The sequence below is a fragment of the Winogradskyella litoriviva genome (genome assembly GCF_013249065.1).
GTDB lineage: Bacteria > Bacteroidota > Bacteroidia > Flavobacteriales > Flavobacteriaceae > Winogradskyella > Winogradskyella litoriviva.
Genome location: NZ_JABRWQ010000002.1, coordinates 173,103 through 198,919, shown reverse-complemented (window position 1 = coordinate 198,919; position 25,817 = coordinate 173,103). Strand labels below are relative to the sequence as shown.

Annotated in this window: 27 protein-coding genes; 15 read left to right on the top strand and 12 right to left on the bottom strand. The window is 30.8% G+C overall.

Going from position 1 to position 25,817, the window contains the following annotated elements; genetic code table 11:
* The first annotated feature begins 138 nt into the window (after positions 1–138).
* Both HNV10_RS04825 and speD read left to right on the top strand, forming a co-directional pair.
* Positions 139–681 (top strand): hypothetical protein, encoded by a 543-nt coding sequence (locus HNV10_RS04825; RefSeq protein WP_173300223.1) that lies wholly within the window; start codon positions 139–141, stop codon positions 679–681.
* Positions 682–710: 29 nt separating this feature from the next.
* Positions 711–1,085 carry an adenosylmethionine decarboxylase gene (speD, locus tag HNV10_RS04820; RefSeq protein ID WP_173300222.1) on the top strand — a complete coding sequence of 125 codons (375 nt, stop codon included), beginning with the start codon at positions 711–713 and terminating at the stop codon, positions 1,083–1,085.
* Positions 1,086–1,088: 3 nt separating this feature from the next.
* Here speD and HNV10_RS04815 read toward each other — a convergent pair whose 3' ends face one another.
* From HNV10_RS04815 to HNV10_RS04805, 3 genes are all read right to left on the bottom strand, one after another.
* Positions 1,089–1,640 (bottom strand): HNH endonuclease, encoded by a 552-nt coding sequence (locus HNV10_RS04815; RefSeq protein WP_173300221.1) that lies wholly within the window; start codon positions 1,638–1,640, stop codon positions 1,089–1,091.
* Between the two features lie 99 nt (positions 1,641–1,739).
* Positions 1,740–2,921, bottom strand: a complete 1,182-nt coding sequence (locus HNV10_RS04810) for a glutathionylspermidine synthase family protein (RefSeq protein WP_173300220.1) — start codon at positions 2,919–2,921, stop codon at positions 1,740–1,742.
* Positions 2,884–3,444, bottom strand: coding sequence for a hypothetical protein (locus HNV10_RS04805; RefSeq protein WP_173300219.1), 561 nt, complete (start codon positions 3,442–3,444; stop codon positions 2,884–2,886). Before HNV10_RS04805 ends, HNV10_RS04810 begins: the two co-directional genes overlap by 38 nt.
* Positions 3,445–3,485: 41 nt before the next feature.
* On the opposite strand from HNV10_RS04805, the gene HNV10_RS04800 reads away from it, so the two are divergent.
* Entirely contained in the window at positions 3,486–5,012 is a 1,527-nt protein-coding gene (locus tag HNV10_RS04800) for a polyamine aminopropyltransferase (protein WP_173300218.1), read from the top strand.
* 47 nt (positions 5,013–5,059) lie between these two features.
* Here the strand turns inward: HNV10_RS04800 and HNV10_RS04795 are convergent, their stop codons facing one another.
* The 4 genes from HNV10_RS04795 to HNV10_RS04780 are packed head-to-tail and all read right to left on the bottom strand — an operon-like array spanning position 5,060 to position 8,027.
* Positions 5,060–5,785, bottom strand: coding sequence for a head GIN domain-containing protein (locus tag HNV10_RS04795; RefSeq protein ID WP_173300217.1), 726 nt, complete (start codon positions 5,783–5,785; stop codon positions 5,060–5,062).
* A gap of 50 nt (positions 5,786–5,835) precedes the next feature.
* Positions 5,836–6,924, bottom strand: a complete 1,089-nt coding sequence (locus HNV10_RS04790) for a hypothetical protein (protein WP_173300216.1) — start codon at positions 6,922–6,924, stop codon at positions 5,836–5,838.
* Positions 6,902–7,465, bottom strand: a complete 564-nt coding sequence (locus HNV10_RS04785) for a hypothetical protein (protein ID WP_173300215.1) — start codon at positions 7,463–7,465, stop codon at positions 6,902–6,904. Before HNV10_RS04785 ends, HNV10_RS04790 begins: the two co-directional genes overlap by 23 nt.
* A 7-nt stretch (positions 7,466–7,472) precedes the next feature.
* Positions 7,473–8,027, bottom strand: coding sequence for an RNA polymerase sigma factor (locus HNV10_RS04780; protein WP_173300214.1), 555 nt, complete (start codon positions 8,025–8,027; stop codon positions 7,473–7,475).
* Positions 8,028–8,256: 229 nt separating this feature from the next.
* Here HNV10_RS04780 and lon point away from each other — a divergent pair, with 229 nt between their 5' ends.
* From lon to cmk, 4 genes are all read left to right on the top strand, one after another.
* On the top strand, positions 8,257–10,710 hold the full coding sequence (lon, locus tag HNV10_RS04775) for an endopeptidase La (RefSeq protein ID WP_173300213.1): 2,454 nt from the start codon (positions 8,257–8,259) through the stop codon (positions 10,708–10,710).
* Positions 10,694–11,467: a LysM peptidoglycan-binding domain-containing protein gene (locus tag HNV10_RS04770; protein WP_173300212.1), complete on the top strand. Its 774-nt coding sequence runs from the start codon at positions 10,694–10,696 to the stop codon at positions 11,465–11,467. Before lon ends, HNV10_RS04770 begins: the two co-directional genes overlap by 17 nt.
* Positions 11,468–11,540: 73 nt before the next feature.
* The gene (gene porQ / locus HNV10_RS04765) at positions 11,541–12,560 is read left to right on the top strand and encodes a type IX secretion system protein PorQ (RefSeq protein WP_173300211.1); all 1,020 of its coding nucleotides are present in this window, start codon (positions 11,541–11,543) and stop codon (positions 12,558–12,560) included.
* A 30-nt stretch (positions 12,561–12,590) separates the two neighbouring features.
* Positions 12,591–13,280, top strand: coding sequence for a (d)CMP kinase (gene cmk / locus HNV10_RS04760; RefSeq protein WP_173300210.1), 690 nt, complete (start codon positions 12,591–12,593; stop codon positions 13,278–13,280).
* A 70-nt stretch (positions 13,281–13,350) separates the two neighbouring features.
* Here cmk and HNV10_RS04755 read toward each other — a convergent pair whose 3' ends face one another.
* Positions 13,351–13,728, bottom strand: a complete 378-nt coding sequence (locus tag HNV10_RS04755) for a LysM peptidoglycan-binding domain-containing protein (protein ID WP_173300209.1) — start codon at positions 13,726–13,728, stop codon at positions 13,351–13,353.
* A 382-nt stretch (positions 13,729–14,110) separates the two neighbouring features.
* Between HNV10_RS04755 and rpsA the strand changes: the two genes are divergently transcribed.
* The 5 genes from rpsA (at position 14,111) to HNV10_RS04730 (ending at position 18,941) form a co-directional block, all read left to right on the top strand.
* Positions 14,111–15,946 (top strand): 30S ribosomal protein S1, encoded by a 1,836-nt coding sequence (rpsA, locus tag HNV10_RS04750; protein ID WP_173300208.1) that lies wholly within the window; start codon positions 14,111–14,113, stop codon positions 15,944–15,946.
* Between the two features lie 160 nt (positions 15,947–16,106).
* Positions 16,107–16,646, top strand: a complete 540-nt coding sequence (gene pyrR / locus HNV10_RS04745; protein ID WP_173300207.1) for a bifunctional pyr operon transcriptional regulator/uracil phosphoribosyltransferase PyrR — start codon at positions 16,107–16,109, stop codon at positions 16,644–16,646.
* 67 nt (positions 16,647–16,713) lie between these two features.
* A complete protein-coding gene (locus tag HNV10_RS04740) occupies positions 16,714–17,643 on the top strand; it encodes an aspartate carbamoyltransferase catalytic subunit (protein WP_173300206.1) in 930 nt (309 codons plus the stop codon).
* 3 nt (positions 17,644–17,646) lie between these two features.
* Positions 17,647–17,979 carry a ribonuclease Z gene (locus HNV10_RS04735; protein WP_173300205.1) on the top strand — a complete coding sequence of 111 codons (333 nt, stop codon included), beginning with the start codon at positions 17,647–17,649 and terminating at the stop codon, positions 17,977–17,979.
* Between the two features lie 56 nt (positions 17,980–18,035).
* Positions 18,036–18,941: a ribonuclease Z gene (locus tag HNV10_RS04730; RefSeq protein ID WP_173300204.1), complete on the top strand. Its 906-nt coding sequence runs from the start codon at positions 18,036–18,038 to the stop codon at positions 18,939–18,941.
* Here HNV10_RS04730 and HNV10_RS04725 read toward each other — a convergent pair.
* Entirely contained in the window at positions 18,938–19,351 is a 414-nt protein-coding gene (locus HNV10_RS04725) for a hypothetical protein (protein WP_173300203.1), read from the bottom strand. The genes HNV10_RS04730 and HNV10_RS04725 overlap by 4 nt on opposite strands.
* 88 nt (positions 19,352–19,439) lie before the next feature.
* Between HNV10_RS04725 and pdxH the strand changes: the two genes are divergently transcribed.
* The 3 genes from pdxH to HNV10_RS04710 all read left to right on the top strand — a co-directional run bounded on the left by pdxH (position 19,440) and on the right by HNV10_RS04710 (position 21,796).
* The gene (pdxH, locus tag HNV10_RS04720; protein WP_173300202.1) at positions 19,440–20,087 is read left to right on the top strand and encodes a pyridoxamine 5'-phosphate oxidase; all 648 of its coding nucleotides are present in this window, start codon (positions 19,440–19,442) and stop codon (positions 20,085–20,087) included.
* Between the two features lie 286 nt (positions 20,088–20,373).
* Positions 20,374–20,868: a CAP domain-containing protein gene (locus HNV10_RS04715; protein ID WP_173300201.1), complete on the top strand. Its 495-nt coding sequence runs from the start codon at positions 20,374–20,376 to the stop codon at positions 20,866–20,868.
* Positions 20,869–20,941: 73 nt separating this feature from the next.
* A complete protein-coding gene (locus tag HNV10_RS04710; protein WP_173300200.1) occupies positions 20,942–21,796 on the top strand; it encodes a T9SS type A sorting domain-containing protein in 855 nt (284 codons plus the stop codon).
* Positions 21,797–21,868: 72 nt separating this feature from the next.
* Here HNV10_RS04710 and HNV10_RS04705 read toward each other — a convergent pair whose 3' ends face one another.
* The 3 genes from HNV10_RS04705 to HNV10_RS04695 all read right to left on the bottom strand — a co-directional run bounded on the left by HNV10_RS04705 (position 21,869) and on the right by HNV10_RS04695 (position 25,805).
* Entirely contained in the window at positions 21,869–22,771 is a 903-nt protein-coding gene (locus tag HNV10_RS04705) for a carboxypeptidase-like regulatory domain-containing protein (protein WP_173300199.1), read from the bottom strand.
* Between the two features lie 138 nt (positions 22,772–22,909).
* A complete protein-coding gene (locus HNV10_RS04700; protein WP_173300198.1) occupies positions 22,910–24,856 on the bottom strand; it encodes an OmpA family protein in 1,947 nt (648 codons plus the stop codon).
* Between the two features lie 13 nt (positions 24,857–24,869).
* A complete protein-coding gene (locus HNV10_RS04695) occupies positions 24,870–25,805 on the bottom strand; it encodes a PorP/SprF family type IX secretion system membrane protein (RefSeq protein WP_173300197.1) in 936 nt (311 codons plus the stop codon).
* Positions 25,806–25,817 lie beyond the last annotated feature (12 nt).

Here is a 25,817-nt window from a genome sequence, read left to right as displayed (position 1 = left end):
AATGATTTTCAATTATCATAAGAGTTTATTTTCATATTATTATTCTATTGAATTTAGACTGGCATGTTTATTTTGAAGTTTAATCAAAGGGAATACTCACAAATATTCTTATATTGCGTTTAACAAATATTATTTTCAATGAAAAAGCTCTTTATACTTTCAATTTTATCTGCAGTATTCTTTACATCTTGTAGTAATAATGTAGACTTAGCAATAGACAATCCAACTGAGTTTTCAGTAGAAGTTGTGGTAGATACACTTAGAGTTGTAGTACCTCCTAAAGAAGTCGTTTGGGTAGAAATGGGCAAAGGAGAGCATCAACTAACATTAGAGAATGATAGTATTATTAAATTTAATTTTACATCTGATGTCTATATGGTTAATCCATCATTGTCAGAATATTTATTGGCAGATGAGTATTACGGACCAGAATTATATCAAGATACTTATGCAGCTAACTTAACAAATAAAGAAGTTACTTTTTTAGGAATTCCTATGGAAGGTAATTATGATGTTGTTAGAGATGTTATTAATGAAGTTACATGGGATTATGGGCCAAGAGAGTCATTGCCAGAAATGGTAGAAGTAGATTCTGATGAGTCTTATACAAGTTTAGTAAAAGCATACGACCCTCAAGAATTTATGGCATTAATGATGAGTTCTTATTCTGGAGAAGAATAATTAAAAGTCCCAATAATCTTTTATCTATATTGAAAACTTCATTAGGCACACACATCACTTGGGATGTTTACAACTGCAAAGCAGAAACTATTTCTTTTATTCCAAAAGTTAAAACGGTTTTAAATGCTATTGTAGAAGAGTTACAATTGTCTAAAGTGAATGAGTCCTTTAAGCAATTTGAACCTATTGGTGTTACAGGTTTTATATTATTAGAAGAAAGTCACGTAAGCATACATACTTGGCCAGAACATCAATTTGCAGCTGTAGATATTTTTTCTTGTAAACCCTTCGATGCCGAAAAAATTCAGAAATTACTCATGTCTTCATTTAGTTCAGACAAGGTAATTATCAAACAGATTGAAAGAGGAGAAGCTATTGGTGTAATTACACCAGGTTTTAACTAGAGCCTATTGCTCTGTAACTGATTTCCAATTTTCACCAGATTTTATTCTGTAAAGTTGCATTGTAGAAATACCAAATTGTTTTGCAATCATTTTCATTCTTGTTCTACGATTTGGATCGTTAATCTTTCTTTTTATCAATTTTACTTTAGTTTCTGTAAGCTTAGTATTTGATGGTTTTTTACGAACCATTGTTTTATAAGCAGGATTACTAAATTGGTGAATCTCCTTTTCTCTTTTGGTAGCCCATTTTAAATTATCCACGTGATTATTTGTCTTATCATAATCTAAATGAATAACGTAAAGGCCATCATTTTTATCTAAAAAATGCTCAGCAACAAGTTTATGGACATATCTACTGGTTTGTTTACCATTTTTTTTCTGTTTAACAGGTAAGTTTTGATAGCCGTTGATGTAGTATTTTTTTACAAGCGTTTCTTCACTTGTCTTACAATTAATTATACGTCCAAAGTTTGAAATCTTAAATTTCTCATTGTCATCGATGTTATCATCAAATACAACAGTTTTCCATTCCTCATTCCAGTAATCTCTTATCATTGTTAGCTTTCGTTAGTTCGTCGCAAAGTTACAATAATAAAATTTGGATGTAATTTTGAAGATTTTCAAGGAAAATTATTACAAAAAAAATGTAAGATTTTAAATGATAAAATGCGACATAAATTCACAATCATCTGTAATAATTGGAGACTCTTGTGCTCTTAAATTTAGAGCTGAAGCTTTGGATGTGAAGAACATACCAATTTGGTAATAATATTTTTCTAAATCTTGATTTAATGGATAATATTTTTGGAAAATCATTTCTTGGTTGCCAAAATCACCTACAGATTCTTGTCTTGCTTTTGTTGCAGTTTCAATAGCAATATTTTCACCTAATCTACCATAAATGGGCTTTTTTACATATTCTCCTAATCGTGCTTCTTGTTGTAAATATGTTTCTGCAATTACGTTATTAGGAAAATTTTGAGTAATATAAGCTAAGAATTTTTTATTCTGCCAAATGGCTGAATATGGCGGATTTAAAACGACTACTTTATCATTGCAAATTAAATCAGATAAGGTTCTTGCCAATTCTGGCTCGTCATTAAACATCCAATCCCAAGGTACCATTTTAAAAAGGACATTGATTTCTTCAAACTCACCTCCAATTTCATAGAAAACACCTTCATCTGAAAATGTAACATGTTCTAAATCTGAGTACATGGGTTTAAATCCAGCTTGGTAAGCAATGTCTATAATACAATTAACGTTTTCTACATCTTCAATATAACCAAAAGAGGTGCCTAAAAATGTGGGATTTTGCTTGTTTAGAGTACTTTTTAAATTAGAAAGTGTTGATTTTATATCATCACTTAACGTATTAAAACTTTGTGAATTTCCCTTTAATTCAGCCAGCTGAAGTGGTTGCCATAAAAGAGTTTCTGGTATGGTACTACAAGTATCAGCGTTGAACTCTATGATTTTTCCATAATCAGATTTTAGTCCACCATTAATATCAAATCTACCATAAAGGAAAGGGTGTTTAATTTTATTTTTCCAGCTATGAATAATACATTTTTGAAATGAAAGCGGAATACCTAAATCTCCTAACCTGTCTTCATTAATAATTTTATCTGTAGCGCGTTGAAACAAATAGAAGGCTTCATCAGAAATACGACGTAATTGTTCAATTTCTGAACGGTAGATACCAAGGAGCTCTTCAGAAAAATAATCTTCTCCTAAAAACCAATGTAAACGATTTGGTACGTGTTTCTTTTTAAGGCGTTTAATTTCCTTAAAACGATTATCCTCCAAACGATCTAAACGACTTTCCACTGCCATAGCCTTTAGATGATGAACCAGGTACACTAACACGACGAGATGTAGCCGAACTCTTTAAATCATTTTTTAAACCTGCAGACTTGTTATAAGCCGAAGCGTTTTTGTAGTTGCTCTGTTTAGGAGAAACATTATTCATGTTTCTATTAAAGTACGAGCTTGCTAAAGAATAATATAAAATACTTCTTAGGCCAGAGTGACGGTAAGAAGAAGAATTATCCTCTTTTAATTTTCTTAATGATAAGGTGTCTACAGTTCCTTCTAAATTATGAACAATAGCTATAGATTTTTCCTTATCATCAATAAGGCGCTCATCAATAATTTTATAATCTTCACCAGGCTCAATTTCTTCAACTTCAGTTATTACACCTTTAGTAGATTCGTAAATTGTTTCTTCTTGCGCATCTTTAATTCTTGGACTTCCGTCTTCTTCACCACAACTTTGTAAAGCTAAGGTAGCAGCAACGGCAGCTATTAAAGTTATTTTTTTAGTTAAAGCAAGACCTGTTATAAAATTTTTCTTCATCTTTGAGCTGTTGTTTATACCTCAAACATAGTTAAATTTTTATGAAAAAAAAAGCCATTATTCCTTTTGCTGTATTTATTGCAGGATTATGTTCTATTATCTATGAATTATTGATTAGTACTACAGCGACTTATTTTCTTGGTGATGGTGTTAGACAGTTTTCAATTATTATTGGTGTTTACTTATTTTCAATGGGAATAGGCGCATTTTTAACTAAATTTCTAAAACACAAACCACTCATTTTTTTTATTAATGTTGAGTATCTTTTAGGGTTTATTGGTGGGATTTCAGTACCCCTTTTATACATGCTTTTTGTGTATGTCTCACCAACCGTTTTACAGATAAGTTGTTTGGCAATAATTTTTATAATTGGTTTGCTTACAGGTATGGAAGTGCCTTTATTAACTTTTGCTTTAGAGGATAGTAATATAAAAAACAATTTGTCTAATATTTTGTCACTAGATTATATTGGTGGATTAATTGCTACACTAATATTTCCGTTTATTATTCTTCCATTTGTTGGGTTGTATTATTCGTCTTTAATTTTTGGTATTGTCAATATTTTATTGGGAATTATTTTGAATTATTCAATTCTAAAAGACAAAAAACAAAATAGTATTTATGGATTTCTTGTTATTGCTGTTTTATTAGTATTAGTAGTATTTGGAGGACGATTTTTAGAAATCTGGGATCAGAAAATTTATAAACGCCCTATTGTTTTAAATGAACAAACGCCTTACCAAAAAATTGTAATGACTAAGAATAGTGATGATGTAAGGTTGTACTTAAATCGTGTGATTCAGTTTTCGTCTGCTGATGAATATCGTTATCACGAGTCTTTAGTCCATGTGCCTTTAGCAATGCATTCTAACCCACAGCGCGTTTTAATTCTTGGTGGTGGTGAAAATTTGGCAAGTAGAGAGGTGCTAAAAAATAATAAGGTGCAGCAAATAGATGTTGTAGATATTGATAGTACTATGTTTCATCTGGCAAAAGAAAATCGATATCTAAAAGAAATTAATAAAAATGCGGCATTAAATGCTAAGGTGAATTTAATAGCAGAAGATGCCTTTACATTTTTGTTTAATAATAATGAGCAGTATGATATTATTATAGCAGATTTACCAGACCCAACTAACCAAGCTATTGCGAGATTATATAGCAAACAGTTTTTTTTAATGGCAAAGCGAAACTTAAAAAAGGATGGTGTTTTTGTAACTCAGTCTGGCGAAATTTACTTCTCAAATACGGTTTTTAGTTGTATTAATAATACATTAAAATCTGTTTTTGAAACTGTAGAGCCTTATCATACTTACATTCCTTCGTTTGGAGATTGGGGATTTATTATTGCCAGAAATGGTAATAACATTAGGGAAATTGATATTAAAAGTTTACCAAAAGATTTAAAATATTTAAATCCAAATCAAGTTGAGCAAACCTTTGTGTTTCCTCAAGATATAAAAATTGCAGAAACAAAATTAAACACTTTAGATAATCCAATAATACTTAATTACTTCCTTGATGATTGGGGAAAATGGAAAGCTGATTTTCAAACAGGGACTAAGTAAAAAAAAAGGACAAGCAAAGCTCATCCTTTTTTTAAATTTATATCAGTTTAGTTACTTACGCTACCAGAGCCTGTAATTTTAGTGTCTTTGTTTGTCGGTTTTCCGGAGTAGTTAACATCACCAGATCCTGTAATCCTCACAACTAGTTCGCCATTGCAAACCACATCAGCACTGCCAGAACCTGTTACCTTAGCAGTAACATTAGTGCTGTCTAAATCATCACCTTCAAAATCTCCAGAACCTGCTACTTTTACCGTTAATTCTGTGGTACTTCCTTCTAATTTAATATCTCCAGAACCAGCAATATTACTTTCTGTTTCTTCAGAATCTATGTTTAATTCAATATCTCCAGAACCTGCTAAAGATACCTTAAATTTATCGGCTTTAATGGTACCTGAATTTTTAACATCTCCAGAACCTGCTAGAGAAACAGAATTTATAGATTTATAAGGTATAGTAACAATTATAGTTTTGCTTGGCTTTAGATTATAGCCATCTTTAACTCGTACAGATAAAGTGTTGTTTTTAACTTCTACAACAATATATTCCATAAGGTTTTCATCACCTTTAACGGTTATGTTGCCTTCTTTGCCTGGTACTAAATTAAAGTCCATAGATCCAGCAGTTTTTACGCCATCATAAGATGAGGTAGAAAATGTTTCTGTAGTAATGTTTCCGCTACCTTTAATTTTTTTCCATTTTCCCCATTGTGCATGAGATAAACTTGTGCTTAATAATATGGCAATAACTGTGATTGATTGTAATAGTTTCATAATTGTTCGTTTTTAGATTGATTTATAATTGATGATATTTTTAACTAAATTTAATTCTTTTTAAAAGTGACACTTCCATAGTCAGAATTTATTTTCACAAGGTTGTTAGAATTATTAGTGCCATAGTATCCGCTGTATTTTTTCTCTGTATGATCTACTTCTTTATTGGTAAAATTAAAACCATCAGATTCTCTTAAAGATGCATATTCTAAATCTATATTAAAATTGAATTTATAGTCTGCATCATGCCCAATGGTAATGCCTGTAAAATCTGCAGTAATATCTATATTGCCAGCTTTAGAAGCCATACGATCAATTTTTATAGAGCCATAACTAGCATTTAGTCTTACATTTTTATAAACATTGCCTAATCTTAAAGTTAGGTAATCGCCTTTGCCTTCAAAATTGTTTACGTTATCTACCTTTAAAGATCCATAATCGCAATTGTATGTTACATGCTCAGCAACTTCTACAATAGATTTTGTGTAGTCTGCTTTTATCATTAAATCTTTTGTTTTTGCTACAGTAAATCCACTGTAATCTGCTGTGATTTTCCCTCCTTTAATATATTCAAAATAACAGTTAGAACTATAGTCAAATCTAATATCGTTATTAGTAGACATGAGTTCTTTAGTGGTTATTTTCCCATAATCGCAACTAATTTTACTAGCACCATTTAAACGGTCTAAGTTTATAGAGCCGTAATCTTGAGATAAATCAACATTGCCAGAAATAGGCATTTTAATAACGTAGTTAATCTCTATCTGAAGGCTCATGTTTTTTCCCCAATTCCACCAACTGCTTTTGTTTTTACTAATGTTTGTTATGGCAGAGACCATGTCGTTACTAGAGGAAAATTCTATATTAATTCCTTTTAGTTTTTCTTCTACTTTTTCGGTATTATTACCTGTAACTTTAATAAGAATATCAAAATCAATGCGATTTTCTTCCCATGTAATAACATCTACACTTCCAAAACTATTATCCACTTTTAGTGTGGCATTAGAAGAGACGTTAAAAGTCTTTTTTATGCTACGTTCTTTCGAAGATTTCTTGAGGTCTTCAAAAGAATTTCCTAATACAATACTCGGTAAGAGTAAAAGTAAAAAGGCAATTTTATAATGTATTTTTAGGTTCATTTGTATTTGTTTTAAGTTCTTTAATTACTTCAATCTGTTCTAACACAGTATTTAAAATATCTATTCGGTTTTGAAAGTTAGAAATCATCGCATATATAACACGTTGGTTTTTTCCGCTTTCGGTTAAATCTGTTTTTAATTTTTGATAATCGTTTTCTAAAAGTTTAATTTGTGCTAAAGCATCACTAATAATCTGCTCAGTTAAAGGTGAGCGTTCTTTGTTTAGTTTTTTTAATTCGTTTTCAATCGTAACTGTAAAAAAGTCTTGTGTTTCAGACATTTCTGGAGATACACTTGCTAAATCTAAATCTTCAGGTTGATTCTGTAACGTGGTAAAAAGACCTAAACATATAATTATGGAAGCTGCAATGGCTAAAAAAGGTTTCCAGTTAAAACCAGAAGATTTTTTAACTTCTGTTAAAGCTATATCATTAGATTTTAATTTATCTAAAAATCGCTGTTCATGATTGGTTTGAGGTGTTACAATATCAAATTGACCCTTTAAATCATCAAATAAACTATCTAAATTATCGTTTTCCATAATTAAACTAAGATGCTTTTAGTACTAATTTTTTTCTTAAACTTTCTTTTGCTCTCGATATTAAAGTTCTGCAATTGGCATAAGAGATATTCATAATCTCGCAGATTTCTTCATAATCGTAACCTTCTATTAAATGTAGTGTTAGGCTTAAACTGTAATTAGGTTTTAAAGTTTTCATAACGTTTAAAATTTGTTTCACTTTCTCATTATTTTGGTCTGGTTCAACAATACCACAATCATCTTCAACTTTGTAAATTACGTTGTCTAATGGCACTTCATTTTGTTTTACTGTTTTATTGTAATAGCCAATACTATTGTTTATTACAATACGTTTTAACCATGCACCAAACATGTTGGTGTCTTCTAAGGACTTCAATTTTGTAAAAGCCGTTAAAAAAGACTCTTGCATAATGTCCTCAGCTTTAAAAGAATCTTTAACAATTCTTATGGCTGTGTTATACATCGCTTTGTTGTATCTGTTGTAAATTTCCAACTGTGCACGTTGGTTACCAGATTGACAAAGGATTAATAACTGTTCGATATTTTGATTGGTTGATGTCAAAAAACAATTGCTTTTACTTATAGATGACGTCTTTTTTGAAGTGTTACAGTTTATTTGAAAAAAGTTTTATTCTGTGATAAAGGTAATGGCATAACAATTGAAATTACTATAGTGTGAATAACTTTGAATATCTTATAACTATTTGATATTCAGTATAAAGTTAAATTTTAATACATTTAAAAAAATGTTGTTCTGCAAGTGTTTCTGACAGAATGGCTAAATAATATATATGAAAAAATCCAAATTTTTAAATCTAGACAATCTGTCATTTCAGGATTTCGATGAGAATTCAGAATTAATTCCATTAATGACACCTGAAGATGAAGAATTAATTAATAACGAATCTTTACCAGAATCTTTACCGATTTTGCCTTTAAGAAATACGGTTTTATTTCCTGGTGTTGTAATTCCTATTACTGCAGGACGAGATGCTTCTATTAAACTAATCAATGATGCCAACAAAGGCGGAAAAGTTATTGGTGTAGTTTCTCAAAAAGATGAAAAAGTAGAAAACCCAACTGCAAAGGATATATACAAAACGGGTACTGTTGCGAGAATATTAAAAGTGCTTAAAATGCCAGATGGTAACACTACTGTTATAATTCAAGGTAAAAAACGCTTTGCTATTAATCAGGTCATTGCAGAAAAACCTTATTTAACGGCAACAATTTCTGATATTCCTGAGGCAAAACCTGCGGCAGAGAATGAAGAATTTAGGGCTATTATAGAAGCTATAAAAGATTTGTCTTTAGATATTATAAAAGAAAGTCCAAACATTCCATCTGAAGCAAGTTTTGCTATAAAGAATATTGAAAGTGATTCGTTTTTGGTGAATTTTGTGTCTTCTAACATGAATCTTACAGTAGAGGAGAAGCAAGAATTATTAAAGATTAATGATTTAAAAGAACGAGCGCTTCAAACTTTGAAGTTTATGAATCTAGAATTCCAAAAACTAGAGCTTAAAAATGATATTCAGAGTAAGGTTCAAAGTGATATGAATCAGCAACAGCGCGAGTATTTCTTACACCAACAAATGAAAACCATTCAAGAAGAATTGGGTGGAGGTGTATCTTCTGGAGAGGAGATTGAAGATATGAAAGCACGTGCCAAAGAAAAGAAATGGGATAAGAAAGTTAAAGAACATTTTGAAAAGGAATTGGCCAAAATGCAACGTATGAATCCTCAGGTTGCCGAGTATTCTATTCAGCGTAATTATTTAGATTTATTTTTAGATTTACCATGGAATGAGTTTAGTAAAGATAAGTTTGATCTTAAGCGTGCTCAGAAAATTTTAGACCGTGACCATTTTGGTTTAGAAGATGTAAAGAAAAGAATTATAGAGTATTTAGCGGTTTTAAAACTTAGAAACGACATGAAGTCGCCGATTCTTTGTTTGTATGGACCTCCAGGTGTTGGTAAAACCTCTTTAGGAAAATCTATTGCAGAGGCTTTAGGTAGAGAATATGTGCGTATCTCTTTAGGTGGCTTACGCGATGAAGCTGAAATTAGAGGTCACAGAAAAACATATATTGGTGCAATGCCAGGACGTATAATACAGAGTTTAAAGAAGGCTCAGACATCAAATCCTGTTTTTGTTTTAGATGAAATAGACAAGCTATCTGCAGGTCACCAAGGTGATCCATCTTCTGCAATGTTAGAAGTGTTAGATCCTGAGCAAAACAATGAATTTTACGATAATTTCCTAGAAATGGGATATGATTTATCTAAAGTAATGTTTATTGCAACATCTAATAGTTTAAATACTATTCAGCCTGCTTTGAGAGATCGTATGGAAATTATTAATGTAACAGGCTATACAATAGAAGAAAAAGTAGAAATTGCAAAAAGACACTTATTACCTAAGCAATTAAAAGAACATGGTTTAGATGATAAAGCATTAAAAATTGCGAAACCTCAATTAGAAAAAATAGTTGAAGGTTACACACGCGAGTCTGGTGTAAGAGGTTTAGAAAAACAAATTGCAAAAATGGTGCGCTATGCTGCCAAGAATATTGCAATGGAAGAAGAATACAATATTAAAATTAGCAATGACGATATTATTGAAATTTTAGGAAGCCCAAGACTAGAACGCGATAAATACGAAAACAATGATGTTGCAGGTGTTGTAACTGGTTTAGCTTGGACTAGTGTAGGAGGTGATATTCTGTTTATTGAGTCTATCTTATCTAAAGGAAAAGGTACTTTGTCAATTACAGGTAATTTAGGTAAAGTAATGAGAGAATCTGCCACTATTGCCATGGAGTATATTAAGGCTAATGCAGATGAATTTGGTATTAACCCAGAAATATTTCATAAATATAACGTTCATATTCACGTGCCAGAAGGTGCAACTCCAAAAGATGGACCAAGTGCAGGTGTTACCATGTTAACATCTTTAGTATCTTTGTTTACACAACGCAAAGTTAAAAAGAGCTTAGCCATGACAGGTGAAATTACTTTACGAGGTAAAGTATTACCAGTAGGTGGTATAAAAGAAAAAATATTAGCAGCAAAGCGCGCTCGTATTAAAGAAATTTTACTCTGCGAAGATAATAGAAGAGATATTGAAGAAATAAAACCTGAATATCTAAAAGGTTTAACCTTTCATTATGTAACAGATATGAGCGATGTTTTAAAACTTGCTCTTACTAAGCAAAAAGTAAAAAATGCAAAGAAGTTATAGATTAATTATATCCATTTTTGCCCTCGGATTAACATGTTTTTCTGCAATTGCGCAAGAAACCGTAGAATATAAAGATGTTTTTTTGGATGGAAAACCGGCTAAATTAAATGTCGCAACAGGTGAAGTTAAATTGGTAAACCCAAAGGATAAAGTTGTTAAAATTTCATCGGAAACAACACATACTGCTGACGATTCAAACAAACATAATCATTCTTATAATGGTGATGTTAGCTATGTTTCAGATTCCGATTTTTATATCGTAAAAGAAGGTGAGACTTTATTAGACGTGTCTAAGAAATATAATGTGTCATTAACCGAATTAAAAAAGGCGAATAATCTCGAAACAACGCTTATTAACAAAGGACAAAGACTTAGAGTTAATAATTTTGATGCAGTAACACATTCAGTTTCTAACACAAGCAATACCTACTCCGAAACAAATTATTCAGAATATTATATTGTAGAAAGAGGAAATACATTGTTTAGTTTAGCGAATCAATTTAATTTAAGCGTTAGTGAATTAAAAAGAATTAATAATCTAAGTTCTAATGTAATTACTATTGGTCAAAAATTGAGAATTGTAGAATCTGACACTTCTTCATTTGAAGAAAATAATCTATCGGTTTATATTGTTAAAGATGGTGATAATTTATACCGAATAGCACTAAACAATGGCACAACCGTTGAAGAGATAAAACGTTTAAATGGATTAACAAGTAATCTCATAACTGTAGGCCAGAAATTACAGCTACAATAGAATATTTTTCGAATCAAAAAATAAAGAAATCATATCTGCGTTTTAAGATAGATTTAGTTATTTTGCATCGTTTATGATAAAAAGGATTTCCACCTTATGTATTATGCTTTTGGCATTACCTGTGTTTGCGCAATTAGGTGGAGAATCTACATATCAATTTCTTAATTTGGTATCATCACCTAGACAAGCCGCTTTAGGTGGAAAAATCATCACTAATTTTGACCATGATGTTACTGAGGCCTTATATAATCCGGCTTCAATAAATTACCAAATGAATAATCAACTCGCCGTAAATTACTCGAGTTATTTAGGAGGAATTAGTTATGGTACAGCAGCATATGCGTACACTTGGGATAGGCATGTACAAACCTTTCATTTTGGTGTTACTTACGTTAATTACGGTTCTTTTGATGGTTATGACCTTAATGGAAACTCAACCGGAACATTTAATGGTAATGAAACTGCCATATCTTTAGGTTATAATTATCAAATTCCATATACCGATTTTTACGTTGGTGCAAATGCAAAGTTTATAACATCCTTACTAGAGCAATATAATTCTGTAGGTGGCGCTTTAGATTTTGGTGTAATGTATATTAACGAAAAATTAGATTTTCATGCCGCATTAACCATTAGAAACTTTGGAACTCAATTTTCTACATACGCAGGGCAACATGAGCCTTTACCTTTCGAAATTAATTTTGGTATGTCACAAACTTTAGAAAATATGCCATTGCGTTGGCATTTAACTTTAGAAAATTTACAGAAGTGGCCAATTTCAGTGGCAAATCCTGCAAGAACAACAACAGATTTAGATGGTAACCAAACAGAAGAAAAAGTTAGTTTTTTTAGTAAAGGATTACGTCATTTAATTTTAGGAGCAGAATTGTTTCCAGAAGGTGGTTTTAATTTGCGTGTAGGCTATAACTTTAGAAGAGCAGAAGAATTAAGAATTGTTGACCAAAGAAATTTTTCTGGTTTGTCGTTTGGTGTAGGAATAAAACTAAATAAACTGCGATTTAGTTATACTCATGCAAGATATTCTGGAGCTTCAAATACAAGTTTCTTAGGACTTCAAATAGATTTGCAATAAATTAATTACTGAAATAAATTCAGCATAAGAATGAAAAAAATTGTAATTGCCATAGATGGATTTTCTTCCACAGGAAAAAGCACAATAGCTAAGCAACTAGCAAATAACCTTAACTATATATATGTAGATACAGGTGCAATGTATAGAGCTGTAACGTATTTTGCATTAAAGAATGAACTTATTGGCGAAGATTTTTTTAAACAAGAAGAATTAATAAATAGGTTAGGGGAAATCACTATTACATTTAAGTTTAATATAGAAGTGGGATTTGCTGAAGTATATTTAAACGGAAAAAATATTGAATCTGATATTAGAACCCTTAAGGTTTCAAAATTTGTAAGTCCTGTAGCAACTTTATCTGAAGTAAGAAAAAAGTTAGTGGAGCAACAACAACTTATGGGAAAAGATAAAGGAATTGTGATGGACGGTAGAGATATAGGAACCGTTGTTTTTCCTGATGCTGAATTAAAGATATTTATGACAGCTTCAGCCGAAACGAGAGCCAAACGCCGTTATAAAGAATTGTTAGATCGTGGACATCAATTAAGTTACGATGAAGTTTTAGAAAATGTTACGACTAGAGACCATATAGATTCTACAAGAGAAGATTCACCATTAGTAAAAGCAGATGATGCTATAGAAATAGATAATTCTGATATGACAATAGATGAGCAATTAAACCGTTTAATTGAATTAGCAAAAGAAATTATTTCAAAATAAAAAACTAATATTTACGTAAAATAAAAAAAGCGACCTTTTGAGTCGCTTTTTTTATAGTTTAACTTTCCTATTATAAGTTAGGAATAATTAATTCTTGATCAGGATGAATCACATCAGGATTCTTAAGTAAATCAGAATTAGCAGCAAAAATTTCTTTGTACTTCATTGCGTCACCATAATAGTGCTTTGCAATTTTTCCTAAAGTTTCACCTGAAGCAACAGTATGTCTTGCATACACAGTTTCGTCAGCAACTTTAATGTCTGCCATAATATCAGTTGGCTCTACACCACCTACTTCTTTAATTTTATCCCAAATTAAGTTTTTTTCGTATTGCGTAGCAGCTGTACCTTTTACTTGTAGTACACCATCTTTTTCACTTACATCACCGTTCTGAATGTTTAATTTTTCTCCTAAGTCTAATACGCCTTGGTATTTTGCTTTAACCATTGTTATAATATTTTAATTGTTAATAGTATTGTAAAGATACCAAAATATGTGCCAAGTTTTATACAATAGAGCATCATTTTGATATTCTTATAAATATGAAACAAGATAAATAGATAAGTCACTTTTTAATTAATATTTTTTTGATACTGCATTTAGCTTTTGGTAAAATTAAAAGCTGTAAATAAATATCTTAAGAAACACAAAAAAACACTTTATATTTTGAATAAAAATATTTTGTAAAACCTTATAAATGTTATACTTTTGCACTCCTTTTTAGCGGATTTAAGAAATAAAAAAGGAAATAAAATAATTTAATTAATATCTTCTGTAGATTTTCCGCCTTATTTCTAATAACTACAGAATACAAATTTTAATTCAGCACATGTCTGAAAAAGAAACAAACCCAGCTGAAGTTGAAGCAACTGAAGCAGTAACAGTGGAAGCTCCTGTAGTATCTGAAGCTCAAGCAAACCCAGAAAAATTTTTAAAAGAGTTCGATTGGCACAATTACGAAGAAGGAATTGAGCAAGTTGCTGACACAAAATTAGAAGAGTTTGAAAAATTAGTATCTGAAAATTTCGTTGACACTTTAGATGATCAAGTTGTAGAAGGTACTGTAATTACTATCACAGATCGTGATGCAATTATTGACATTAACGCAAAGTCTGAAGGTGTAATTTCTCTTAATGAGTTCCGTTACAACCCTAACTTAGCAGTTGGTGATAAAGTTGAAGTATTAATTGATGTGCGTGAAGATGCAACAGGTCAATTAGTATTATCTCACAGAAAAGCTAGAGTAATCAAAGCTTGGGATCGTGTAAACAATGCACATGATACTGGCGAAATCGTTAATGGTTTTGTAAAATGCAGAACTAAAGGTGGTATGATTGTAGACGTATTTGGTATAGAAGCTTTCTTACCAGGTTCTCAAATCGATGTGAAGCCAATTAGAGATTACGATCAGTATGTAAATAAAACTATGGAATTTAAAGTTGTAAAAATCAACCACGAATTCAAAAACATAGTAGTTTCTCATAAAGCACTTATTGAAGCTGATATTGAAGAACAAAAGAAAGAAATCATTGGTCAACTAGAAAAAGGACAAGTATTAGAAGGTGTTGTAAAAAATATTACTTCTTATGGTGTGTTTATCGATTTAGGTGGTGTAGATGGTTTAGTTCATATTACAGATTTATCTTGGTCTCGTATCAACCATCCAAATGAGATTGTTGAGTTAGATCAGAAATTAAATGTTGTAATCCTTGATTTTGATGAAAACAAATCAAGAATCCAATTAGGTCTTAAGCAATTATCTAAACACCCTTGGGAAGCTTTAGGTGAAAATGTAAAAGTTGGAGATAAAGTAAAAGGTAAAGTCGTAGTTATCGCTGATTACGGTGCTTTTGTTGAAGTAGAAGAAGGTGTAGAAGGATTAGTTCACGTAAGTGAAATGTCTTGGTCAACACATTTACGTTCAGCTCAAGATTTTGTATCTGTAGGTGATGAAATCGATGCTGTTATCTTAACTTTAGATAGAGAAGACAGAAAAATGTCTCTTGGTATTAAGCAATTAACGCCAGATCCATGGACAGATATTACTACTAAGTATCCTGTAGGTTCTAAGCACACAGGTATTGTACGTAACTTTACAAACTTTGGTGTTTTTGTAGAATTAGAAGAAGGTATTGATGGATTAATTTACATCTCAGATTTATCTTGGACTAAGAAAATTAAGCATCCATCTGAGTTCTGTAACGTAGGTGATAACTTAGATGTAGTTGTATTAGAGTTAGATGTAGAAGGACGTAAATTATCTTTAGGTCACAAACAAACTACTGAAAACCCTTGGGATAAGTACGAAACTGAATTTGCTTTAGGTACTACACATACTGCAGCAATTACAGAAATGGTAGATAAAGGCGCAACAATTGACTTTAACGAAGATATCGTTGCATTTGTACCAGCACGTCACTTAGAGAAAGAAGATGGTTCTAAACTTGGTAAAGGTGAAGAAGCAGAATTCAAAATCATTGAATTTAATAAAGAATTCAAACGTGTTGTAGCATCTCATACTGCTGTATTTAGAGAAGAAGAAGCTAAAATCGTTAAGCAAGCTGTAAGAAAAGCAGAAGCTCAAGCGGCAGAAGCTAAACCAACTTTAGGTGATGCAAACGATGCTTTACAAGCGCTTAAAGATAAAATGGACGGAAAGAAATAATTTCCTAGAATTTTAAATAAACTAAAGCCTTTCAGAAATGAAAGGCTTTTTTTATACTTCAGATATATTGTCTTTATAACTTTGTGCCTTTGCCTTAAAAATCCATTGCAAACAAATATTTTTATCCTAACTTTGTAAACCAACAACGTTTGGAAATTATATGAGTCAAAAAGTATTACTTAGCTCTAAAGAAGTCAATATAACCCTTCACAGATTGGCTTGTCAACTCATTGAAAATCACGATGATTTTTCTGAAACTGCATTAATTGGTATTCAACCAAGAGGTAAATTTTTAGCCAATCGCTTAGCGAAAATTCTAACCGAAGACTATAAAATTAAAAATATTCAACTCGGACATTTAGATATCACATTTTTTAGAGATGATTTTAGAAGAGGTGAAAAACCATTAGAAGCAAATACCACTATAATTGATTTTATTGTAGAAGATAAAAATGTTGTCTTTATTGATGATGTTTTATATACAGGTAGAAGCATAAGGTCTGCTCTAACCGCAATTCAATCTTTTGGAAGACCAAAGGATATAGAATTATTGACCTTGATTGATAGACGATTTAGTAGACATTTACCAATTCAACCCAATTATAGAGGACGACAAGTCGATGCAATAGATAATCAAAAAGTAATAGTAAAATGGCTTGAAAATGAGGGAGAAGATGCTGTTTATTTGGTAGATAAATAATGTTTAAGACTACAATATATAAAGTGAATTGCTAAAGGCGTAAGCCAATAGCTAAAAGCAATACAAAATGAGCGAATTAAGTGTCAATCACTTATTAGGAATTAAATATCTTACCAAAGAAGATATTAACCTTATTTTTGAAACAGCCGATCAGTTTAAAGAGGTAATTAATAGACCTATTAAAAAAGTACCATCACTTAGAGATATTACTATTGCTAATTTGTTTTTTGAAAACTCTACAAGAACAAAACTTTCTTTTGAATTAGCAGAAAAAAGATTGTCTGCTGATGTTATTAATTTTTCGGCATCACAATCTTCGGTTAAGAAAGGAGAAACTTTAATAGATACTGTAAATAATATATTATCTATGAAAGTGGATATGGTGGTAATGCGTCATCCAAATCCAGGAGCAGGTGTATTTCTTTCAAAACATGTTAATGCAAGTATTGTAAATGCTGGAGATGGTGCACATGAGCATCCTACACAAGCTTTGTTAGATTCATATTCAATTAGAGAAAAATTAGGAAGTGTTAAAGGAAAAAACGTTGTTATTGTTGGAGATATTTTGCACAGTAGAGTTGCACTCTCTAATATTTATGCGTTGCAACTACAAGGTGCTAATGTTATGGTATGTGGACCAAAAACTTTACTGCCAAAATATATAAAAGACTTAGGTGTAAAAGTAGAAACTAATCTTAAAAAAGCTTTAGAATGGTGTGATGTTGCTAATATGTTGCGTGTACAAAATGAACGTATGGATATTAGTTATTTTCCTTCTACGAGAGAATATACACAGCAATTTGGAGTTAATAAAGAATTATTGGACAGCTTAAATAAGGAGATTGTGATTATGCATCCTGGACCAATAAATAGAGGTGTAGAAATTACAAGTGATGTAGCAGATTCTAAACAGGCTATTATTTTAAACCAAGTAGAAAATGGTGTTGCTGTTAGGATGGCGGTAATTTATTTGTTAGCTTCTAAAATAAAACAATAGATTATGATTATAGACAGAGATGGAAATATTACCATATTAGCTCAAGAAAAAGCATCCGTAAAAACTTTAGTAAATAATATAGAACAGGCTTATGATAAGTATAAAAACTACCATCTTATTGTAAGATTATCTAGTTTAGATAAAATAACGTTAGAAGATATTATAGAATTTCTTAGATTAAGTAATAATCATAGAGCGGATAAAAAAAGTTTTGTTATTGTTTCAGACCAAGTAGATTTAGACAATATGCCAGACGAAATTGTAGTAGTACCAACTATCCAAGAAGCTTATGATATTATTGAGATGGAGGATATGGAACGCGATTTAGGGTTTTAAAAGACGATTAGTTATTTTGTTCTACAACACTCTTTTCGGCTTAACAAAAACAATTAATGAAATTAACTATTCTCGGTTGTCATAGTGCAACACCACGTATTAATACAAATCCAACATCACAGGTTTTAGAAATAAAAAACCATGTGTTTTTAATTGATTGTGGAGAAGGTAGCCAAGTAGAACTGAGACGGAATAAAGTTAAGTTTGCTAGAATTAAGCATATTTTTATTTCGCATCTCCATGGCGACCATTACTTTGGTTTAATAGGTTTAATCAATACATTTAGTTTATTGACTAGGGAAACAGAACTTCATATTTATGCTCCAAAAGGCTTAAAGGAAGTGATAACGCTACAGATGAAATTATCTGGTGGCTGGACGCAATATCCGCTTGTTTTTCATGAGTTGACTTCAAAAAAATCAGAATTAATTTATGAAGATGATAAAGTGGAAGTACATACCATACCTCTTAATCATAGAATTTATACTAACGGATTTCTTTTTAAAGAAAAAGAAAGCGAGCGTAAATTAGATATCAATTTGGTAAAAGAAGCTAATATTGATATGGCTTATTTTAGAAAATTAAAACAAGGCTTTGATGTTGTCAATGAAGATGGTGTTTTAATTAGCAATGAAAAAGTCACTAAAGCTCCAAAACCACCAAAAAGTTACGCTTATTGCAGCGATACAGTTTATAATGAAGAGATGCTGCCAATAATAAAAGACGCAACGGTTCTCTATCACGAATCAACTTTTTTAGAAAAAGATGAAGCACGTTGTAAAACAACAAAACATAGCACAGCAAAACAAGCAGCTACAATAGCTCAGAAAGCCAATGTAGATACTTTAATACTTGGTCATTACTCAACGCGTTACAGCGATTATAGCTTGTTTAAAAATGAAGCATTAACTGTATTTAATAAAACAGTTTTAGCTAAAGATGGTAAGTCTTTTGAGTTTTAACTTAATTCAGACAAACGTTGTACCCAGCCAATGGCTTCTTCTAAACTAGACGAACGTTTAACACTAATTGAAGCTAATTGCTTTTCAATGTTAGCATTCATAAAAGAAGATTCATTATAGGTAATAATTGATGCTGCAACTAATAAACTGTCATCCTTATCAAAATAAGACCACAATATGGGATCAATAGAATAAGAGTTGACTCGGTTTGCAATGTAGGCTAGTTTTTTATGAAAACCATAATATTCTATAATTTCTGATAATAGTTCATTTAGCTTTTCAAAGTTAAAATGAACACCTTCATTTACTTCCATGATAAAGAAGTTTTCAAATAGGTAATTAGTTCCAAAATCTAAAGTTAATTTTTCATAAGATAGTGATTTGGATAATAGGGATTTTTCAAAATGCATTTAAGGGAATAATTTTTTAAGGGTGGTTAGTTGTTAAAGCTACGCTTTTTTTGATAGAAACAAAATATTGAATTAACTTCGCATAACTATGGAAAAGGACTTAAGTAATTACAGAAAATCTTATGAGAAAGGGGAATTATTGCTAAATAATATTCCAGAAAACCCATTAGAGTTATTTCGAGATTGGTTTGTAGAAGTAGATACACATTTTAACATAGACGAAACAAATGCCATGACTATTTCTACTTTAGGATTAGATGGATATCCTAAAAATAGAGTAGTATTACTTAAAAGATATACCCATGAAGGTTTTATTTTTTATACCAATTATAACAGTGAAAAAGGAAAAGCTATTGAAGCCAATCCAAATGTATGTTTATCTTTTTTTTGGCACGCAGCGGAACGACAAATTATAATTAAAGGTAAAGCTGAAAAAATTTCAGAAAACCTTAGTGATGGTTATTTTGAATCTAGACCTAGAGGTAGTCAATTAGGAGCATTAGCATCTAATCAAAGTGAAGTTGTAAAGAATAGAGCTGAGCTTGAGGCTAAATTAAAAGAGTTAGATGCCAAGTATGAGGGTAAGACCATAGAACGGCCAAAAAATTGGGGAGGTTATATAATTAGACCTATAGAATTAGAATTTTGGCAAGGCAGACCAAACCGACTTCATGACAGAATACGTTATCAACTTCAGGAAGATTACAATTGGAAAATTGAACGTTTATCTCCATAATTGTTTAGTGCCAGATTATTAATTAATTGTTTTCTTCATTAATAATATAGATTTTAAAATCTTCTTTCAAGTTTAATATTTACACTTTCTTAAAAGTAAAAACACCGACGAAACATAATATTTTTCGGCTGTTCTACATTGATTTTTGTTAAAATAGTGCATTTCATCGATGTTTCGCAAAATAATCCGACAAAAAACATGTAGTTTATCGGTTTTAACATTTCTTTAACGTTTAAAAGAGTATGTGAGGTTAATTTAGTGGTCCCAAACCTTATAACCTTAACCTATGAAAACCCTAAAACTCTTACCTTTTCTGGCAATAATTGTACTTTTTAGTTTTACATCTTGTTCTACTGAAGCTATGGAAGATGAAATAACTACGATAGAAGTGCCATCAACTCCACAAGCTAAATTAATTGAGATTGAAATTATGGAGTTAATTAATGAACATAGAATTAATTTAGGATTAAACGCACTTCAAAATCATGATACAGTTAAGGCAGTTGCTTTAACACATACTAATTATATGATTGAAGAAGCACATGTCTCTCATGATTACTTTTTTCTTAGAAAAGAAACTTTACAGGCAAATGCTAGTGCAAACGTAGTTACGGAAAATGTAGGTTATGGATTTAGTTCTGCAGATGGTGTAGTTAATGCATGGTTAAATAGTCCTAGTCATCGTGCTAATATTGAAGGTGATCATACAGATTTTGATGTGTCAGCAGAGCAGAATGAAGAAGGTAAATGGTATTTTACCAATATGTTTATTAAAAGATAATAAAAGCTGCTTACAAGTGCCAATTTTAGTTTAAAATATTCCCCTAGTCTCAGTAATTATAAAACCCTTATTTATGAAAAAAAAATTACTCTATAGTTTGATTTTATCAATGATTACTCTAACATCTTTTTCTCAAAGTGTAAAAATAACAACTATGGTAGAAGGTGATTGTCCAACCGGTTCGCTTGCACCAAGGGTAATTGAGTTATATGTTGAAGGAACCGTTGATGTTACAGATTTAAAAATTCAATTTCAGTTTGCCTCGGCAACAAATTGGGTAACTAACAATAATATTGGAGTAGGAGAGTATACGGATACGTATCTTTACGTGGTAAATGATATTGATGCTTTTGATGATAATTTTCCAGGTGTTAGAACGCCACAAAATACAACGATTGGTACAGTTTTATCTAGTGTAGAAGGTGGTGATAAAGTTAGACTTGTAGATTCTTCTAACAGTAATCAAGTTATTGATATTTACGGTTTTGATGGCCAAAATGGTGAAAATGCATCTTGGAATTTTTCTAACTCATATGTTAAAAGAAATAGTGGAAGTGGTCCAAATTCTACATTTGTGGAATCAGAATGGGCTATTACCCCTAAAAACACCCTTTTATTTGCAGGAATTTGTTGGGATGAAGATCCGTTAGATACAACTGTAGCTTTGCAAAACTATGCGTTGTCTATTGACGATGATTTAGAAATAGCTAATATGAGCTTAAAATATTATCCAAATCCGGCAAAACGTACTATTAAAGTTACTGGTTTAGAAACAAGCCAAAATTTTGTAATGTATAATATATTAGGAAAGGAAGTTCTACGAGGTATTTTAGAAAATAATAAACTGATAGATATTAACGAATTGTCTAAAGGTGTTTATTTATTAAAAACAGAAAATGGAAAAACATTAAAAATTATTAAAGATTAAGCTATCTATTTTAATTTGAATTAAAAATCTCTAGTCACATTTATTGATTAGGGATTTTTTTGTTTTAATGTGTCAATCCATCTCATAATTAACCTTTACCTTAATATAAGGTACAGCAAAGTGTTTCTTTTTAAAAGGAGATTTTCTACTTTGTTTATGCCATACATTAGCATGGAAACGAATATATTCAATACTATTTTTAGTGTGAGTATATAGTATATTAGGTGTAGTTAAGTACATTTTACTTTCTAGTTTAACAAATTCTGGTTTTATGGTCTCAATAGCTACAAAAATACCTTTCTTAGAAAATGGAATAGATTTGTTTTGAAGGTCAATTTTTAAATTTTTTAAATCTATTTCTGGTTTAATTATAATGTTTTTAAAATGAACCAAATCTCCGGGAAAACCTAAGCTGTCAATCTTATAGAAAGCTATTCTGTAATAAGTTCGATAAATTTTAAATTTATCTTCTTTAATGTTTTTAAATTTTAATTGAAGTTCTAAAAGTCTACCCTTTTTATTTTTAGGATTTTCTATTAATACAGCTACTTCATTACCGTAAGGCACAGAAAATGGAAATGTTTGATTTTTGTTACCTGTTGAAATTTTAAATGCAGTACTACTGTATGTTTTAGTTTTGCTAAGAATTAAGATTTCTTTTAAAGTTTCAATTTTTGAAATTAGCTGAAAGTTTAGTGTATAAGGTTTTTCTTCAACAAATTGAGAAAGTGCTATCTTTTGTTTCTGGTATCCTACAAGTGAAATTATTAAAGTGTCTTCTTCTGAAATTTTAGAGAGGTCTAAATTATATTTTCCGTTTTCGTCTGTATAAACACCAATTCGTTTGTTTTTGATGCTTAAATTAGCGTATGATAAACCTCTTTTATTGGAACTATCTAAAACTTCACCTTCTAGAGTCTGCCCATACAATGAAATTTGAATGCATGTAAAGGTAAAAAGAGCTAAATAGTTCATAGTTTAATGAATAGTGCGTTAAATATAAAATATTTTAGTAGAGATATACTTAATAACGTTTTGTGTAATTCTGTAAAGCAAAAAAGCAAACTTATTACAAGCTTGCTCTTTTCTTAGTATAATTTTAGTTTGGGTTTTTTATTCTTTGTCTTCTTCTTCTCCATCAACAATGTAAAAATAAGATCGTCTATTAACTTGGTGTTCTTCTTCAGAACATTTTGAGCCATTTCCACATTCATTTAAAAGTCTTGTTTCACCAAAACCTCTAGCACTTTCTATTCTACTTGGGTCAATTCCTCTAGATATAATATAATCTGCTGTTGATTTAGCTCGCTTATCTGATAATTTTAAATTGTATTTGTCACGACCTCTACTATCTGTATGTGACTCAATTTTAATAATCATTTCTTTATGTTTACGCAGTACATTAACAATGTTTTCTAATTCATATTGTGCATCAGTCCTAATCGCAGATTTATCATAGTCAAAGAATATAGGGTTTATAATAATTTGACTTTCTAGAATTAATGGTTTTAATATTAAGTTAACTGTATTAACTTCTTCATCTTTGTTATTTGTTGTAAAAGTTTGTTTGTCATCTTGGTAATCATCTTTTGTTCCAAGAATGGTATATGTCTTGTTACATTCTACATCAAATTTATAAGCACCATCTTCCGTTGTAACAACTTCTTCAATTATTTTTCCAGTTTCGTCTATAAGTTTAACGGTTACTCCTTTTAAAATTATATCAGTTCTGTGTTCTGTAGCAATACCTGAAATTAGTTGTAAACATTTTGATATAGTAAAACTATAAATATCGTCACTACCTTTGCCGCCAGGTCTATTACTAGAAATATAACCTTTATTTGTTTCATTATTTACAAAATAAGCAAAGTCATCATAGCCACTATTAAATGGAGCACCTATGTTCTCTGGAGCTGTTATTTCTTCAGTTTCTTTTAGAATGTTCGATTTAAATACATCTAATAATCCTAAGTTTAAGTGTCCATCTGAAGAAAAATAGAACGTACTGTCTTTGCTTACAAAAGGAAACATTTCTCGTCCTTCTGTATTTATATTATCTCCTAAGTTTACAGGTTCTCCGTAAGAACCATCATCATTGATTGCTACGGAATAAATGTCAGTTTGTCCAATACCTCCCTCTCGATCAGATACAAAATAAAGTGTTTTATTATCTACACTTAATGTTGGGTGACCTGTAGAGAAGACATCATCATTAAACGGTAATTCTTCTGGTTTTGTCCATTGTTTACCAACTAATTTTGCTTTAAATATTTTTAAATGGGTTGTACCTTCTTTATCATATTTTAAACGTTGTCTATGGTTTACGTTATCTCTGGTAAAATACATTGTTTTTCCATCATTTGTTATAGCAACTGATGCTTCATGATAAATTGTATTTATTTCTTCACCTTTAAGTTCTGATGGCGAGTTATAAGTTTCAACAAGTTGTCCCTCTTCATTTTCCTCTTCATTGATTTCAATTTGAAATATATCTAAAAATGGTTCCTTATTCCAATTATAAACTTTCTTGTTAGCACCTCTAGAAGAAGCAAAATATAATGTACTATCTTTAACAAAAGAACCGAAATCTGACAATTCAGAATTGAAAGGTAAATTTTCTAGTGTTACTACAAGGTCTATGTTTTTGGATGTTAGTTTGTCAAATACACCAACATCATCAGGATTATAACCCTTTAGACGGCTATCTCCCTTTTGAGCTTCACTTAACTTTTTAAACCATACATCAGCTTCAGTATAATTGCCAATACTTCTAAGGGACTGTATGTACTTGTATATGTATTCTGCTTCAATATTATTATATTGACTCAATGCTTGTTCGTACCAGTAAACTGCTTTTTCAGAATTTGAATTATTATAATAAGCATCACCTAATCTTGTTAAAACATGAGCGTCAGCTTTTCCTTTTTCAACTACTTTTTCATATAATTCTATGGCCTTAACATAACCGAAATTTTCAAAAAATTTATCGGCTAATTTCGTTTGAGAAAAGGATAACGAACTACTTAAAACTAATAATAGTGCTAATATTTTTATTTTCATATTACTATAGTGTTTAGAAATACCTTGGTGATTTAATTCGTTTGCTTTTAAAGACTTCAAATATAAGCAACACTTCATGCGTGCCACTTGTATAGGCTGAAAGGTCTGATAGAGGATACTCATATGCATAGCCTATTCTCATTTGTTTTGATATTTGGAAATCTGCAATTCCACCAATAGCAGCGGCATGCTCATTTACTCTATATGCTCCTCCTATCCAAAATTTTTCGTTGAATAAAAAGTTTGCGGTAACATCAAAAGAAAGAGGTGCGCCATTTGTTGCTTTTAATAATGCAGCTGGTTTAAATTTTACAGTTTCATCTATATCAAACACATATCCACCAGTAAAATAGTAGCTAATACGTTCAAAAGCGACAAAATCTCTAACACCATCACTACCTTTATTGTAATCAGTATTTAATAATCTAGGAGCGGATAATCCTAAATACCAGCGTGTTGAGTGTAAAAATACACCAGAACCAATATTAGGACTCCATCGGTTAGAAATATCGTTAAAGAATGGGTCTTCTGTAACAGTAGGGTCGTTTAACAACGTTTCATCTAAACTATAATGCGTCATACCTGCTTTAATACCAAATGCTAATTTAGTATTCTCACTAGTTTTAATTGTATAAGAATAATCGGCATATAAATATGAGAAATTTTCATACCCTAATTTATCATTGATAAAGGATATTCCTAATCCCATATTTTCATTTCTTAAAGGTGAATGCACAGATAACGTTTGCGTTTCTGGTCCTCCTTCAAGACCAACCCACTGACTTCTATGTAAACCAACAACACTAAGTGTTTCTCTACTACCTGCATAAGCCGGATTAATAGAAATGGTATTAAACATATACTGTGTAAATTGAGGTAACTGCTGAGCAAATGCAGTAGAAACACTTAATAACAGTATAGCAATACTTATGTATTTTGATAACTTCATCGGTTAAGTTTT